Raw genomic sequence first — 16,047 nt, forward strand, 5'->3', positions numbered from 1 at the left:
ATTTGTATATCTTATCTCATTCTTTTCTGAGATGAATTTCTAACTTTAATATATACTGGCTTTAATTCTCTTTCGTATTCTTTTGTAGTAAAACCGATAATCTTTTTAGTTGTGTTATTTAATTCTAGAATGAACTTCATATTTATACTTTTTTAGGTTTAGTTACACTAATAAGACACAACAATATTTAAAAAGTCACACCCTTCTAAAAAAATTAGTTTCATTATCTTTGTAGCATCAAAATTTTATTCATGAAATTAGTTATATTAACAGTCGGATTATTAGCTTTAGCATTTGCAGGAATTGCAATTAAAATTTGGGCAAAGAAAGATGGAGAATTTGCAGGTACTTGTGCTAGTCAAAATCCAATGTTAAATAAATCAGGAGAAGCTTGTGGTTTCTGTGGTAAAACACCAGATCAATTTGATTCTTGTACAGAACCAACGCACCAATAAAACTTCAACCAATAAAAGACGAAATTCTTCAACATATAGAAAAAGCTAAGGAAGGCAATCAAATGTCTTTCAATTATCTTTTAGATACCTATTGGTCAAATGTATATGGTTATCAGCTCAAAAAAGTAAATAACGAAAATGACGCTGAGGATATCACTATTCAAACATTTGCTAAAGCTTTTAATAAAATTCATACTTTTAACAAAGAGTATCAGTTCAGTACTTGGTTAATTGCCATTTCTAAAAATATCCATCAAGATATACTTAGAAAACGAAAACCATCCTTAATTGTTCAATCTTCAAAAGTAGACGAAGAAGCTTATAAAGTTATTGATGATTCTCCTTCTCCGGAAGATAAAATCATTACTGAACAGAACTTAGCTAAATTGCTTAGAGATATTAAACAACTAAAGCCTAAATATCAAGAAGTAATTAACTTAAGGTTTTTTCAAGAATTAAGCTACAAAGAGATTTCAGAACAACTTGATGAGCCAATGAATAACGTAAAAGTTAAACTTTTAAGAGCTAAAAAGTTACTTGCTGAAATTATTGAGAAAAACAAATCATGAAAAAAAACATATTCAATGCTTTAGGTCCTGGATTGCTATTCGCTGGGGCCGCAATCGGAGTTTCACATTTAGTACAATCTACAAGAGCCGGAGCAGAATATGGTTATGGATTAATTTGGGCTTTAATTTTAGTACATATATTCAAATATCCTTTTTTCAAATTTGGTCCTAAATATGCTTCTGCTACAGGAGAAAGCTTACTTGATGGATATCATAAACTAGGTAAAGGATATTTAGCTTTGTATTTTGTAGTAAACTTGGCTACAATGTTTACTATCCAAGCTGCTGTTACTATAGTTACAGCAAGTTTAGCGACTCAATTGTTTGGACTTACTGACAATTTAGTGTATTGGGCAACCATAATATTATTCATCAGTTTTTTAATTCTTTCTTTCGGTAAATATCAATTACTTGATAAACTAATGAAGTACATTATACTTTTTCTTACGGCAAGTACTTTATTAGCTGTTATTATAGCCTTAATTAAAAGTGACACTAGTTTTTCCTACCAACAGGTTATTCCTAATGATGCGGTTGGTATTAGTTTTTTAATTGCGTTTTTAGGATGGATGCCAGCTCCTCTGGATATTTCCATATGGCACTCTTTATGGTCAGTAGAAAAACAAAAAACAACAGCTGAAAAGGTAGGTGTTAAAAAATCTATTTTCGATTTTAACGTTGGTTACTTTGGAACAATGTTCTTGGGTTTGTGCTTTATATTACTCGGAGCAACTGTTATGTTTTCTTCTCAAGAGAAATTCGCCAGTAGTGGTGGCCAGTTTGCTCTTCAATTAATAAACTTATATACTAATAATTTAGGAGATTTTGCTAAACCTATAATCGCTATTGCCGCGTTTACAACAATGTTCAGTACAACAATAACAACATTAGATGCTTCACCAAGAGCCATGGAAAAAACGTCTAAATTGTTGTTTAACAAAGAAAAACTGAATTACTGGTTTTGGATTATCTTTTTAATTTTCGGAACACTTTTAATATTGTTTTTACTTTTAAACAGCATGCTTACCCTAGTTAAAATTGCAACGATATTTTCGTTCTTAACTGCTCCAATTTATGCTATTCTAAACTATAAGCTAATTACCAGTACATATACTCCTAAAACACAGCACCCAAATACCTTTATAAAAGTGCTAAGTATTGCTGGAATCGTATTTTTATTCTGTTTCAGCCTCTGGTATTTAAGCATTTTGTGATTTTAAAAAACTGAATCACAGATTTTTAACAAAATATCCATAAAAAAAACCAAAAAAAATCAGAAAAAAAATTAAATTAGCACGCTTTTTGGTATTATCCAGAGCGTATAATAAAATCCCAATATTACAATGCAAACAAAAAGATTTTTCTTACAGTTAGTATGTGTTTTTGCTCTTACACTTTTTTCTTTCCAAAATACCTATTCTCAAGTAGAAAAGCTACAAACTGCAATATCTGACGCAACTGTTCCCTTTCAAGGAAAATTACAACAAGAAAACGGTAAATTCCGTTATGATTATCACGATGTTTATCAACAAGATTCAATGGCTAAAGATTTACAAGCAAGTGGATATCATGGTGGAGGGCCTTCTTGGTTAGGAATTATTTATGGTGCTTTTAAATTATGTGACAACAACTTAATTGACGAAATTGAAATGAAAGTTGAAGTTACTGGTGTAACTTTTTGGAGCGCTAGTAAGGAAGATCTTGAAAAAATAGGTAGAGTAGTCAATACTATTAAGACTGAAGACAATCTACTTCAACTTGCAATTGATAAAGCTTCAGAATTAGGAATCATGCAATAAAATAAAACATTCTTCGTAAATTTGTATTTCCAAATTTAATGATGAATGTCAGAAAAGATTCTTATACCAACAGAAACTAAAGTTACAAAGAGTGCAACTTCGGAACGTGTAAAAAAACCGAAGTGGTTACGCGTAAAATTACCTGTTGGAAAAAAATATACAGAACTTAGAGGTTTAGTTGATAAATACAAGTTAAATACCATTTGTACAAGTGGTAGTTGTCCTAATATGGGTGAATGCTGGGGAGAAGGTACCGCAACATTTATGATTTTAGGAAACATTTGTACACGTTCATGTGGATTTTGCGGTGTAAAAACTGGAAGACCAGAAACTGTTGAATGGGATGAACCAGAAAAGGTTGCTCGATCTATTAAAATCATGAAAATTAAGCATGCTGTTATAACTTCTGTTGATAGAGACGACCTGAAAGATGGTGGTTCTATTATATGGGCAGAAACTGTTGATGCTATTAGAAGAGCTAATCCGAATACTACATTAGAAACGTTAATTCCAGACTTTCAGGGAAATACAAAACTTATAGATCGAATTATTGATGTTCATCCAGAAGTTGTTTCTCATAATATGGAAACAGTTAGAAGATTGACTAGAGAAGTTCGAATTCAGGCGAAATACGATCGTAGTTTAGGTGTTTTAAAATACTTAAAAGAGAACGGAATGAGAACTAAATCTGGGATTATGCTAGGCTTAGGTGAAACTGAAGATGAAGTAATTGAAACAATGAAAGATCTAAGAAATGTTGGATTAGATATTATTACTATTGGTCAGTACTTACAACCTACAAAGAAACATTTACCTGTAAAAGAGTTTATTACTCCTGAACAATTTAAGAAATACGAAACGTTAGGAAAAGAAATGGGATTCATGTATGTAGAAAGTGGTGCATTAGTACGTTCATCGTACAAAGCTCACAAACATGCTAGCTAACATTTTATTATTAATTTCTTAACAAAGCAGCTTTCAAAAGTTAAAAAAGTGTAAATTATTAAATAAAAACAACTTTATGTTGTTATTATCACTAATTTTGGCACGTAAATTGAAAACATATAATTGTTAAACAATAATAATTGTTTTCATTGTGTAAATTATTTGAATTAGTTGATTAACGAAAAGCCACCTCAATGAGGTGGCTTTTTGATTTTACTTATATCTTGTTTGATTTGTGTTCTTATAAACCGATAGTAAGAATTACACAAATCAGAAATGAAATAATACTTAAAGCTGTAAAATACAGTCCTTTTCTCAGAGTATTATATACATGCTTTTTATAAAATTCTGTATCCCTTAAAATAATATTTGCAATTATTACCATTATGGATACTGGAGTTCCAAAAACTAGTAAAACAATGAATAACCCAAATATTCCTTAAGGACTTCCACAAAATAAATGGAACATGTAAAACTACTATTAATCTAAATATCCCATTTTCTTCATCCAGTCGTCGTTGAACATTTTACCAACATAACGACTTCCGTGATCATGGAAAAGAACAACAACTACATCATCTTTAGTGAAGTGCTCCTTTAGCTGTAATAATCCTTTCATTGCTGCTCCGGCAGAATTTCCTAAAAACATTCCTTCTTTCTTAGCTAATAACTGTGTATAAACTGCAGCATCTTTATCAGTAACTTTAGTAAATCCATCGATAATACTAAAATCAACATTCTTAGGTAAAATATCTTCACCAATACCTTCAGTTACATATGGGTAGATTTCATTCTCATCAAAAATTCCAGTTTCATGGTATTTTTTGAAAACAGATCCGTAAGTATCAATTCCCCAAACTTTAATATTTGGATTCTTTTCTTTAAGATATTTTCCTACTCCTGATATCGTTCCTCCAGTACCAACTCCAACTACAAAGTGTGTAATTTTACCTTCAGTTTGCTCCCAAATTTCTGGACCAGTACTTTCATAATGTCCTTTAGCATTACTTGGGTTGTCATATTGATTAACATACCAAGCATTTTCAGTTTCTTCTGCTAATCTTTTAGAAACAGAATAATAACTTCTTGGGTCGTCTGGTTCAACATTTGTTGGACAAACAACCACCTCAGCTCCTACTGCTTTTAAGATATCAATCTTTTCTTTACTCTGCTTATCTGCCATTACAAACACACATTTGTAACCTTTAACAATTGCAGCTAACGCTAATCCCATTCCAGTATTACCAGAAGTTCCTTCAATAATAGTTCCTCCAGGTTTTAATCTTCCATCAGCCTCTGCATCTTCAATCATTTTAAGAGCCATTCTATCCTTTACTGAGTTTCCAGGATTGAAAGTCTCGTATTTAGATAATACTAAACATGGTAATTCCTCTGCGAGTTTATTAATTTTAACTAAAGGAGTGTTTCCAATAGTTTCTAATATATTCTTAGCGTACTTCATTCTTTTTGATTTGTTGTGCAAATATATAAGTTTGGAAATTTGTTTTGAGTAGGTATATAAAAAAATCCGCATTAAGCGGATTATATATTTTCTAATTGAACCAAATGATAAAGGATTTCATTTTGGCCAGGTCTGGAATTTGTTCAATACTTACCTTTTTCATATTGTAATCACTCAAACCTAATCCTTCTTTATCTAATGCGATTGTAGCATTCAAATCATCAATAAAAACTGTAACTGATGAAAAAGATGGCTCTATTTTACTAATAGCGTTATTCGCGTTAATCTCGTTAAAAGTAGAATTGATGTTTAATCCTTTTTCCGTTTTAAATCGCTCATCAAAAATTTCAATACTTTTTATAACAGAAGAAGAATCAAGTTGTTCTTTAGGCACAATACTTAATAAAAGCTTCCCTCCTTTTTCATATACTTTATATACATCATCATCTTGGAAGTAATTATTCCCTTTTGCTCCTTCACTTAAAATCTTTACTAGCGAATCGTTTGCAAAAATTTTATCCAAATCTTGTACGGTAGTTTCTGTTGTTAGTTGACCTACTTTACCCTTAGCAATTGTAAACTTATCTTTTCCACATTGAATAAATAAGAATGAAACACAAAGTATTGATACAATTTTAGTTAATTTTTTCATGTAAGTTTAATTTCAAAATATAACGTTTCTTTTTATTATTTAGTTTATAGTACTTTCTTTAAAATACCAAAAACTGCTCTTATAAATGTAGCACTAGTTAAAACTTTTACTACAGGATTTTGTCTTGTACTTCTTCTACTTGAACTAGAACTTCTTTTTCTTCTAATTTTTTCTTCCTCTTTTCTACGATCTTCTTCAGACTTTTCTTTATTGATTCTCTCTATTTTTTCACCTAAAAGTTCATAAGCACTTTCTCTATCGATCTCCTTATTGTACTTGTTTACTAACTTCGAATTATTCAGTACTTCCTGAATTTCTCTTTCTGTAAGAATATCCATTCTACTCATTGGAGCTCTAAGCATAGTTCTTGCCAAAGGAGTTGGAATACCTTTCTCATTTAAAGCAGTAATAAAAGCTTCTCCAATACCTAATTGAGTAAGTACTTCATTTGTTTTATAGAATTCAGAATCTGGATAATTTTCAGCTGCTAACTTTAATGCTTTTCTATCTTTAGCTGTAAAAGCACGTAAAGCATGCTGAACTTTCATACCGAGTTGAGCTAAAACATCCTCAGGAACATCTTTTGGATTTTGAGTTACGAAATACAATCCAATCCCTTTAGATCGAATTAACTTCACAATACTTTCAATTTGACTCAACAACGCTTTAGAAGCTTCGTCAAAAACTAAATGTGCTTCATCAATAAATATTATAAGTTCAGGTCTTCCACTATCTCCTTGCTCAGGAAAAGTTTCATAAACTTCCGCTAATAATTGAAGCATAAAAGTTGAAAATAACTTTGGTTTGTCTTGAATATCAGTTAATCTTAAAACAGAAATTACTCCTCTTCCATTTTCGTCTACTCTTGTTAAATCATCTACTTCAAAAGATTTTTCTCCAAAAAATAACTCTCCGCCTTGTTGCTCTAACTCCACAATTTTTCTAAGGATTGCACCAGTACTAGAAGATGAAATTCTACCATATTCAGCAGAGATTTCTTCCTTTCCTTCCGCAGTTACAAACTGTAACATTTTCTTGAAATCCTTTAAATCTAATAGTGGTAAATGGTTATCATCACAATATTTAAAAATAATCGCAACAATTCCAGACTGTGTCTCAGTTAAATCTAATATTCTAGATAATAAAACAGGTCCAAATTCCGAAACAGTAGCTCTTAAACGAACTCCATCTTGTTCTGAAATAGATAAAATCTCAATTGGAAATTTTTTAGCATCAAACGGAATTCCAATCTTCTCATGTCGTTCATCAATTTTTGGATGTCCTGGACTTGGTTGACCTAAACCACTCAAATCACCTTTTACATCCATCAATAAAACAGGAATTCCTTTTTCAGACATATTCTCTGCCAATACTTGCAACGTTTTAGTTTTACCTGTTCCAGTTGCTCCAGCAATTAAACCATGCCTATTCAATGTTTTAAGCGGAATATTAACTAATGCATTTGTTACAGTTTCTTCACCTAACATTCCTGCACCAAGTGTAATAAAATCACCTTTACATTTATATCCGTCATTGATATAATTAAAAAACGCTTCCGTCTGACTCATCTTATGTTATTTTTGATAAAAATACTATTAAAATCAGCATTTCAAAATTAAATTTCCACTAGAATACTACTGTTTTAGTTAAATTTGTTAAAGATCAAATAGTAAATCATATGAAACTACTTCAATTCTCATGTTTATCATTATTAATGATGCTAAGTTCTTGTTCAATTAGTCATAAAAAAGAAGTCACTCCAGAAAAAGACGATTTAATCTTTCATTCTTCAAAACTTGAACGTAAAAAAAATGCTCCATTTTCTGATGCAGTAGAAGTGGGTAATACACTGTATTTAGCAGGTCAAGTAGGAATAAATCCAGAAACCGGAAAACTACCTGAAGGAGGTATTACTGGCGAAGCAAGACAAACGTTAGAAAATATTAAAGAAGTATTAGAACTTCATGGATCTGACCTTGAACATGTTGTAAAATGTACTGTAATTTTGGCGACAACAGATGATTTTAAGGAATTTAATAAAATTTTCCGTGAATATTTTCCTAAAAATAAGCCTGCAAGAACTACATTTGCAGCCGGTTTGCTCGTAGGGGCAAAAATTGAAATAGACGTAATAGCGGTAAAAGCAGATGGATTCAAAGACGCAAGAGTTAATTAAACAAGGAAAAATGCTTCCATTAATGGAAGAGTTTTATACTATTCAAGGAGAAGGAGCACATACTGGAACAGCAGCATATTTTATTAGAATAGGTGGATGTGATGTAGGTTGTCACTGGTGTGATGTTAAAGAAAGTTGGGATGCTAATTTACACCCACCAACACATACAGATTTGATTGTAGATAATGCTAATACATATGCAGAAACGGTTGTTGTTACTGGTGGAGAACCATTAATGTGGAGTTTAGACTATATTACAAAACAGTTACAAGAGAAAAATATTAAAACTCATATTGAGACTTCTGGTGCGTATAAATTTTCAGGAGTATGGGATTGGTTTTGTTTATCACCTAAAAAAACTAAACTTCCGTTACAAAGAGCTTACGAAGAAGCAGATGAATTAAAAATGATTATCCATAATAAGAGTGATTTTGAATTCGCGGAAAAAGAAGCATCGAAAGTAAATGATAAATGTTTATTGTATTTACAACCTGAATGGAGTAAAAGGGATAAAATGATTCCGCTAATTATTGATTATGTGATGAAAAATCCAAAATGGAAAATCTCACTTCAAACTCATAAATACTTAAACATACCTTAATAAAAAGCGAAACGCCCAAGATGGGCGTTTTTTTGTACCGTGGTTTTTACTTTGGTTAGAGTAAAAGGATACACTTTTGTTTTCTTTTTCTCATAGATTTTCCCCGTCGACTATGATATAAAGCTATTTATATCTGACCTTATATATGTAAGGCTTTTTTGTAACCAGGACAAAGATATTTCTACTTCAAAAGACTCGGGTATGGTTTTCCCTTACTTTTAGTATGGGAAAACCATACTTTTTTATTCAATTAAGGAATTGTTAATTTTTTAACGTTTTTTAACATTATTAATAAATTTCGTATATTTGTTCAACAATGAGGAAAGTACATACATACACAATAGTTAGTGCATCAAACGCACTTCTAAATTTCGGAGGGTTAGAAAAAGATCTAAACCGAAATTGGACGCTATTACCTATATTACATAAATGATAAATTAAAAAATCAATAGATATATAAGGCGTTCAAAAAAGTTTGAACGCCTTTTTTTATATAATAAAATATGATTAAAAAAATAACTCACATATAGAAGTTTGAAAAGTTTACTTCATAAACAATTGAGCATTATCGGTTAACAAACATCTTCAATATCTAGATAATATCTGGACAGCAATTCTATTACCTAAAAACAACGTAACTGACTGAAAATCAATAAAATAAATTAAAAAATATTTGGTAGGAATATAGAATTATTATATATTTGTACTGTGATTAATTAACAACAATTAGTCAGTATAAAAAAGTAAAAATTATAAAGTATTATGAAATCAATTTATTTATCTCACGGTTTAAATGGCTCTCCAATAAGAGGTGTTCATTTTGATGAAGGAATGAGTAATGATGTTTTTTGTATGCTAAATTATTTTGAAAATGTTTAAAATCCATTTTCAACATATATAAGTACAAAGGCATCTATAAATAGGTGCCTTTTTTTATATAAAGCTATGATACGAAAGTTGGTTAAAAATTTTGAAATATCGTTAATATTTCGTATCTTAATAAAAGAAATTGAAAGTTATGAAAAAATCAATATTGCTAATTCTAAATGAAAAAGGACGTTTACTCAATGGAACCTTGCGATTACTCAATTTGAATTGTACGGACATAAAATCCAGAATAATTTAAATTAAAAAATCAGCTAGCGTTACCTAAAAATTGCAAAGAACGCTTCCTTATTTAACGACAATGTAGAATTTCCTGAAGCCTTAACTCAATAGGCCTTGGTAGTTCAAAGTCTTCACGGATTGATATTTCATCAATCTAATTCTACAAACCACTCGAATTACTCGGGCTGGAGGACTATTGCCCAGATTTTTCTGGACTTACACAATCGAAAATTTCATTCGATCAACTAAACAAGCTGTTTTTACGGCTAGGAAAACTATTGTCAAATATTAAAAATTCAAGTTATGAGAAGTTTTAAATTATTATTGTTAACATTTGTATTATTATTAACTATAGGTTGTACAGACAACACTGAAAACCTAGTTACAGATACAACACAAAATACAGAAATCACTAACACTGAAAACCTGAATGCCTTTGATAACGCTGGATCAGATACCGGAGGTACTGGTGGATCTGGAACAAACGGTGGAAAGGATGGGAAAGGATAATATAATCCTATAATGAATAAAACCTCTAACAAAATGTTAGAGGTTTTTTTTAGATTTGTATTTATCTAAAAACACAGCTATCAAAAATATTATCTTACTTATTCTCTTTTTTACATTACCGATTAATACCTTTTCTTTGGGTTTAAATCCATTTCAAAAAGAAAAAGATAGTTTAGAAATATGGATATCAAAGTCAAAAAGTAAAGACCTTAACGTTAATGAAAAACAAAAATTATTATCAAAATCTTTTAACTATATATTAGATAATAAAGTTTCAGATCCATTAAAACTTAGCTCCATTGCTTATGAATTTTATAAATTAAACGATTCTACTAACTTTTTTAAAACTAATAAGGCAGCATTAGATCTATCTTTAAAGTTAAAAGATTACTACAGTGAAGGAGATGTTAACTGGAATTATGCTACGTATTACGTAAACCTAGAACAATACAAGTTAGCATTTTATCATTTCAACTTGGCTTATAAAGCTTTTAGTAAATCAAAAAACAAGTATGAAACTGCCAAAATGCTTTATGGAATGGCACATGTTAAAGGCCGTTTTAGAGATTATACTGGAAGTGAAATTTTAATTATTCAAGCAATTAAAATTTTCAAAGAACTAGATAATAATAAACAACTTTATTTATCTTATAATCATTTAGGTTTATTACAGGAAGATATAAAGGAGTATGACAAGGGAATAAAATACTACAATAAATCTCTCGAATATTTCAACAAAAATAAAGACGTACTTTATGCCGGTACTTTTAACAATATGGCTAACATATATTTAGCTCAAAAAAAATATAATAAAGCCCTAGAGTATTATAAAAAAGATCTAAAAATGGATATTGATATCACTCACTATGCCAGAGTGATAGACAATATTGGGTATACACAATTACTACTTAAAGACACAACAGATGTAAAAAACAAATTATTCAACTCTTTGAGAATCAGGGACAGCCTAGGAAATAAAATCGCTATAACATCTTCTAAAATTCATATTTCCGATTATTATGAATTTACCAATGACACTTTACAGGCTATTAAATTTGCCACAGAAGCAAACTTATTAGCTAAAGAATTAAAAAATGGAGGAGACTATCTGACAACTTTACAACAACTTTCTGATTTGCAACCTAAAAAATCTAAAAAATACTTAGATCGTTATATTCAATTCAATGATAGTTTAATCAGTGAGGAACGAAGAGCACAAAACAAATTTACCAGAATTGAGTTTGAAACTGATGAACATATCGAAGATAACAAACGCTTAACAGAACAGCGTGTATGGATATTTGCTGGGAGTTTTGCTATTTTACTAATATCTACACTACTCTACTTTTTACGTGTTCAAAAGGTTCAAAATGAAAAACTTCAATTGGAAGCAGAACAGCAAAAAGCAAATGAAGAGGTTTATGTATTAACTCTGCAACAACAAGCAAAACTTGAAGAAGAACGTGTGAATGAGCGTAATCGAATCTCAGCAGAACTACATGATGGAATTTTAGGAAAGTTATTCGGAACTCGTGTGAGCTTAGGATTTTTAGGTATGCAAATGCAACCAGACACACAAGAACAACATCAAACCTTTTTAGATGAACTACAAAACATCGAAAAAGAAATACGTGATGTTTCGCATCGATTAAGTGAAAATTTTGATGATGCTACTGTAAACTTTACCACCATAATTGAACAATTATTAAGAGATAAAAGCGTTATTGGTAAGTTCAACCATACTTTTACTTACGAACCAAATATTTCATGGAAAAGTATCAACGAAGTTACTAAAGCGAATGTTTATCGAATTATTCAAGAAGCACTTCAAAATATTATTAAACATGCTAACGCAAAAAGTGTAACTTTGGATTTCGCTTTGCAACATCAAGAATTGTTAATTACAATAAGCGATGATGGTGTAGGATTTGACACAAAAAAAGGTAAAAAAGGAATAGGAATAAAGAATATTAAAACCAGAGTTGAAAAATTAAGCGGTTCTGTGGACTTTTCGTCAGAAATCAACCAAGGAACCAAATTATATATAAAAATACCTTATATCCCCAAAAATGCAGCTTAAAAAATATAATGCTTTACTTATTGACGACCATCCTTTAATTGCCGAAGCCTACAAAAGTGCTTTTAAATTTATTGAAACCAAAAATGAAAATATTTCTTTTCACATCTTAACTGCTACCGATTGCGATTCTGCCTGTGAAATTTTAAAAGAATATGTTGCTAAAAACGATCATTTAGATATTGTTTTTTTAGATATGCGCTTACCTCCTTCTAAAGATGGTACTTTATTATCAGGAGAAGACTTAGGTTTGAAAATAAATGAAATGCTTCCTGAGACTAAAATTATTGTTTCTACGACGTTTAACGATAATTACAGAGTGCATAGTATCTTGAAGAATCTTAACCCAGAAGGTTTCTTAGTTAAAAATGACTTAACACCAGCTGAATTGGTTCAAGCTATACAAGAAGTTTTAGAAGATCCGCCATATTATAGTAAAACGGTTATGAAGCTGTTACGTAATCAAATTTCTAGCGATTTACTATTGGACGATATTGATCGAAAAATATTATATGAAATTTCAATAGGTACTAAAACTAAAGATTTACCTGAAATTGTTCATTTATCTATGCCAGCCATCGAAAAACGTAAACGACAGTTAAGAAAAATATTTGCATTAAACTCTACAGATGATAGAGAACTTATTTTGACTGCAAAGGATAAAGGATTTATATAAAATAAAAAAGCTCACTTTTGAAAGTGAGCTTTTTTATTTTATATAAATGAGAAATCTACTCTTTGTAAACACCCATGTTTGCATATTTATCCATACGTTTTGCAACAAGTGAAGAATCATCTAATCCTTTTAACTCTTCAAAAGCACTTAGAATTTGATTTTTTACTGCTTCAAATGCTCCGTCTCTATCCGTATGAGCTCCACCAGCTGGTTCTTCAATAATTCCGTCGATTAATTTCAACTTCTTCATATCGTCACCAGTTAACTTTAATGCTGCCGCTGCTTGTTCTTTGAACTCCCAACTGCGCCATAAAATAGATGAACAAGATTCTGGAGAAATTACAGTATACCATGTGTTTTCCATCATATATACTCTATCTCCTACTCCAATTCCTAATGCACCTCCTGAAGCTCCTTCTCCAATTACGATAGTAATGATTGGAGTTTTTAAGCGTGTCATTTCAAAAATGTTACGAGCAATAGCTTCACCTTGTCCTCTTTCCTCAGCTTCTAAACCTGGGTAAGCACCTGGTGTATCTAATAAAGTAACTACAGGAATTCCAAACTTCTCTGCCATTTTCATTAAACGTAATGCTTTACGGTAACCCTCTGGGTTAGCCATACCGAAGTTACGATACTGACGAGTTTTGGTATTATAACCTTTTTGTTGTCCAATGAACATAAATGATTGATCTCCGATTTTTCCAAGACCACCAATCATGGCTTTATCATCTTTTACACTTCTATCTCCGTGTAACTCCATAAACGTATCTCCACAGATCGCTTTAATATAATCTAAAGTATACGGTCTGTTTGGATGACGTGATAATTGTACACGTTGCCAAGGCGTTAAGTTTTTGTAGATGTCTTTTCTAGCCTTATCTAATTTTTTTTCGATTTTCTTGCACGTTTCCGTAACGTCTATCTCGCTTTCTTTTCCTATATCATGACATTTTGCCAACTGATCTTCTAGTTCCTTAATTGGCATTTCAAAATCTAAATATTCCATTTTATAAGTCTGATTTCCGAATTGTTTGTAAAGCAAACATACTAAATTATCGTTGTAATTTCTTTTTAATTTTTGAAGAATTTTTCAATAATCCATTCAATAATACCACAAATAATACAATGAATGCCCCATAATAAAACTCTATATTCATCTGTTCTTTTTCTCCAAATATAATGAGCGCCAGTACAATAGCATAAATTGGTTCTAAATTAATTGTGAGCATTACTGTATAAGGTGTTAAATATTTCATCACCTTAACGGATGCAATAAAAGCATAAGCAGTACAAATACTTCCTAAAACTGTTAAATAAATCCAATCTGTAGTTTTTAATTGAAAAAAGCTTGTGGTAAACTCTCCTGAGAAAGCTAAAAACAATGTAACTACTACCACTCCAAATAAGAGTTGATAAAGTGAAATTGAATCAGCTTCATATTTTTTGATGAAAATTCCATTTAAAACAGCGAAAAGCGCTGATAAAAATGCTGAAATTAATGCATAAATTATTCCTAGACTATACTGACTTTCAAAGTTGAAAATAATGTATAAACCAACAATTACTAATAATCCTAAAAGCATTTCAATAGGATTTATTTTTCGTTTGAAAAATATGGGTTCAATTAAAGCTGTAAAAAAAGCGCCTGTACTCATCGTTACTAATGCCACTGATACGTTCGAGACTTTAATCGCTTTGAAAAAAGTTATCCAATGCACAGCAATGATAGCTCCGGTGATAAAAAATTTAAATATTGCTTTTCTTGGAATAGAAAATGACTTCTTTTTGATTAAGAAATAAATACAAATGAAAACTACGGCAATTAGCATTCTATACCAAACTAATGGAATGGCTTCAATAGATATTAAAGCTCCCAAAATAGCCGTAAATCCCCAAATAAAAACGATAAAATGTAGTAAGAGATAGTTTTTAAGTTTACTTTCTTGCATTGATATAAAGATAAACCGCGTATGTACCAAATACAAAGTTTGGCATCCATACATTAAGTAATGAATTTGCTCCAGCCACTGCTCCTAAAACTTCAGCAACTTTTAAGAAGAATACATATACAAACATAATAGCAATTCCTAACGCTAGGTTTACTCCTATTCCTCCTCTTCTTTTACGATGAGCTAAAACAACGGCAATTAACGTTAAAATATAAGATGCTAATGGCAAACTTGTTCTTTTGTATAATTCTACCAGATATGCATTTAAGTTTTTCACACCTCTTTTTCGAGATAATTTGATAAAATCTGATAATTCAGGAGAAGGCATTTCTTGTGCTAAAGCCGATTTATAATTAAAATCTTTAGGTGTAAAGGCAAAAGTTGTGTCCATTTTATTCCCTGAAAAAATACTGTCTCGATCTTTAAAGATTTTTCTTTCTTTCCAGTTTAATAAAGTAAATGTACTATCGTTCCAAGTGATTCTATCTGCAATTAACTTATACTTCAATTTTAGTCCATCATACATTTCTGTAGAAAATTGATGTCCCGAATTTCGTTTTAAATCATAAGTTTGAAGAAACATATACGTACTATCATTTAGCTGTAAACTAAAATCATTGATCATTTGATCTTGATATCGTTTCTTCTTTAAATAGGTATTCTCAAAGCTCTTTCTTGTTTTACTACTTGCTGGCACAATATAATGGTTCATGTATAAAGCCATTATAGTAACAATAGTTGCTCCAATAAAATATGGATATAAAAAGCGTGTAAAAGATATTTGTGAACTATTGATAGCAACAATTTCTGTGTTGTTTGCTAATCGAGAAGTAAATACAATAACCGCAATAAATAATGCCAATGGCATGAATGTATTTGCGTAATAAATGATAAAGTTCTTGTAATAGTCATTTACAATTTCAAAAAGTGTAAGTGTTTCATTTCGTAAAAACTTATCAATTTTTTCCGAAATATCAATGGCTACCGCAATAGGTATTAGAATAAGCAACGTAAATAAAAACGTTGTCAAATATCTTTTTAATATGTACCAATCGAGAATTCTCAA

The 16,047-nt window shown here is 30.6% G+C and carries 17 protein-coding genes; 10 read left to right on the forward strand and 7 right to left on the reverse strand.

Going from position 1 to position 16,047, the window contains the following annotated elements:
• Window positions 1–11 precede the first annotated feature (11 nt).
• A complete protein-coding gene (locus tag ABNT61_RS05195) occupies window positions 12–140 on the reverse strand; it encodes a hypothetical protein (protein ID WP_348745126.1) in 129 nt (42 codons plus the stop codon).
• 111 nt (window positions 141–251) lie between these two features.
• Here ABNT61_RS05195 and ABNT61_RS05200 point away from each other — a divergent pair, with 111 nt between their 5' ends.
• From ABNT61_RS05200 to lipA, 5 genes are all read left to right on the forward strand, one after another.
• A complete protein-coding gene (locus ABNT61_RS05200) occupies window positions 252–455 on the forward strand; it encodes a membrane or secreted protein (RefSeq protein ID WP_348713820.1) in 204 nt (67 codons plus the stop codon).
• 62 nt (window positions 456–517) lie between these two features.
• Window positions 518–1,024 (forward strand): RNA polymerase sigma factor, encoded by a 507-nt coding sequence (locus ABNT61_RS05205; protein ID WP_348713864.1) that lies wholly within the window; start codon window positions 518–520, stop codon window positions 1,022–1,024.
• Entirely contained in the window at window positions 1,021–2,238 is a 1,218-nt protein-coding gene (locus ABNT61_RS05210) for an Nramp family divalent metal transporter (RefSeq protein ID WP_348745127.1), read from the forward strand. The genes ABNT61_RS05205 and ABNT61_RS05210 overlap by 4 nt, the downstream gene beginning before the upstream one ends.
• A gap of 129 nt (window positions 2,239–2,367) precedes the next feature.
• Window positions 2,368–2,823, forward strand: a complete 456-nt coding sequence (locus ABNT61_RS05215) for a hypothetical protein (RefSeq protein ID WP_348745128.1) — start codon at window positions 2,368–2,370, stop codon at window positions 2,821–2,823.
• A gap of 45 nt (window positions 2,824–2,868) precedes the next feature.
• Window positions 2,869–3,768: a lipoyl synthase gene (lipA, locus tag ABNT61_RS05220; protein ID WP_348713826.1), complete on the forward strand. Its 900-nt coding sequence runs from the start codon at window positions 2,869–2,871 to the stop codon at window positions 3,766–3,768.
• Window positions 3,769–4,249: 481 nt separating this feature from the next.
• On the opposite strand, the gene ABNT61_RS05225 is transcribed toward lipA, so the two are convergent.
• The 3 genes from ABNT61_RS05225 to ABNT61_RS05235 all read right to left on the reverse strand — a co-directional run bounded on the left by ABNT61_RS05225 (window position 4,250) and on the right by ABNT61_RS05235 (window position 7,450).
• Complete coding sequence (locus tag ABNT61_RS05225) at window positions 4,250–5,230, reverse strand: PLP-dependent cysteine synthase family protein (protein WP_348713830.1); 981 nt, start codon at window positions 5,228–5,230, stop codon at window positions 4,250–4,252.
• Between the two features lie 91 nt (window positions 5,231–5,321).
• Window positions 5,322–5,882 (reverse strand): hypothetical protein, encoded by a 561-nt coding sequence (locus ABNT61_RS05230; protein WP_348713832.1) that lies wholly within the window; start codon window positions 5,880–5,882, stop codon window positions 5,322–5,324.
• Between the two features lie 44 nt (window positions 5,883–5,926).
• Entirely contained in the window at window positions 5,927–7,450 is a 1,524-nt protein-coding gene (locus ABNT61_RS05235) for a helicase HerA-like domain-containing protein (RefSeq protein ID WP_348713834.1), read from the reverse strand.
• Window positions 7,451–7,560: 110 nt separating this feature from the next.
• On the opposite strand from ABNT61_RS05235, the gene ABNT61_RS05240 reads away from it, so the two are divergent.
• The 5 genes from ABNT61_RS05240 to ABNT61_RS05260 all read left to right on the forward strand — a co-directional run bounded on the left by ABNT61_RS05240 (window position 7,561) and on the right by ABNT61_RS05260 (window position 13,029).
• Window positions 7,561–8,058, forward strand: a complete 498-nt coding sequence (locus ABNT61_RS05240) for a Rid family detoxifying hydrolase (RefSeq protein WP_348745129.1) — start codon at window positions 7,561–7,563, stop codon at window positions 8,056–8,058.
• The gene (locus ABNT61_RS05245; RefSeq protein WP_348745130.1) at window positions 8,030–8,659 is read left to right on the forward strand and encodes a 7-carboxy-7-deazaguanine synthase QueE; all 630 of its coding nucleotides are present in this window, start codon (window positions 8,030–8,032) and stop codon (window positions 8,657–8,659) included. The genes ABNT61_RS05240 and ABNT61_RS05245 overlap by 29 nt, the downstream gene beginning before the upstream one ends.
• A gap of 1,410 nt (window positions 8,660–10,069) precedes the next feature.
• Entirely contained in the window at window positions 10,070–10,276 is a 207-nt protein-coding gene (locus ABNT61_RS05250) for a hypothetical protein (RefSeq protein ID WP_348713840.1), read from the forward strand.
• Window positions 10,277–10,412: 136 nt separating this feature from the next.
• A complete protein-coding gene (locus ABNT61_RS05255; RefSeq protein ID WP_348745131.1) occupies window positions 10,413–12,356 on the forward strand; it encodes a tetratricopeptide repeat protein in 1,944 nt (647 codons plus the stop codon).
• Complete coding sequence (locus ABNT61_RS05260; protein WP_348713844.1) at window positions 12,346–13,029, forward strand: response regulator; 684 nt, start codon at window positions 12,346–12,348, stop codon at window positions 13,027–13,029. The genes ABNT61_RS05255 and ABNT61_RS05260 overlap by 11 nt, the downstream gene beginning before the upstream one ends.
• A gap of 55 nt (window positions 13,030–13,084) precedes the next feature.
• Here ABNT61_RS05260 and ABNT61_RS05265 read toward each other — a convergent pair whose 3' ends face one another.
• From ABNT61_RS05265 to ABNT61_RS05275, 3 genes are read right to left on the reverse strand one after another with little or no spacing between them, the layout of a single operon-like run.
• On the reverse strand, window positions 13,085–14,038 hold the full coding sequence (locus tag ABNT61_RS05265) for an acetyl-CoA carboxylase carboxyltransferase subunit alpha (protein WP_348713848.1): 954 nt from the start codon (window positions 14,036–14,038) through the stop codon (window positions 13,085–13,087).
• Between the two features lie 46 nt (window positions 14,039–14,084).
• Window positions 14,085–14,981 carry a DMT family transporter gene (locus tag ABNT61_RS05270; RefSeq protein ID WP_348745132.1) on the reverse strand — a complete coding sequence of 299 codons (897 nt, stop codon included), beginning with the start codon at window positions 14,979–14,981 and terminating at the stop codon, window positions 14,085–14,087.
• The gene (locus tag ABNT61_RS05275) at window positions 14,968–16,047 is read right to left on the reverse strand and encodes an LptF/LptG family permease (protein ID WP_348745133.1); all 1,080 of its coding nucleotides are present in this window, start codon (window positions 16,045–16,047) and stop codon (window positions 14,968–14,970) included. The genes ABNT61_RS05270 and ABNT61_RS05275 overlap by 14 nt, the downstream gene beginning before the upstream one ends.

The sequence above is a fragment of the Tenacibaculum sp. 190524A05c genome (assembly GCF_964036595.1).
GTDB classification, from domain to species: domain Bacteria; phylum Bacteroidota; class Bacteroidia; order Flavobacteriales; family Flavobacteriaceae; genus Polaribacter; species Polaribacter platacis.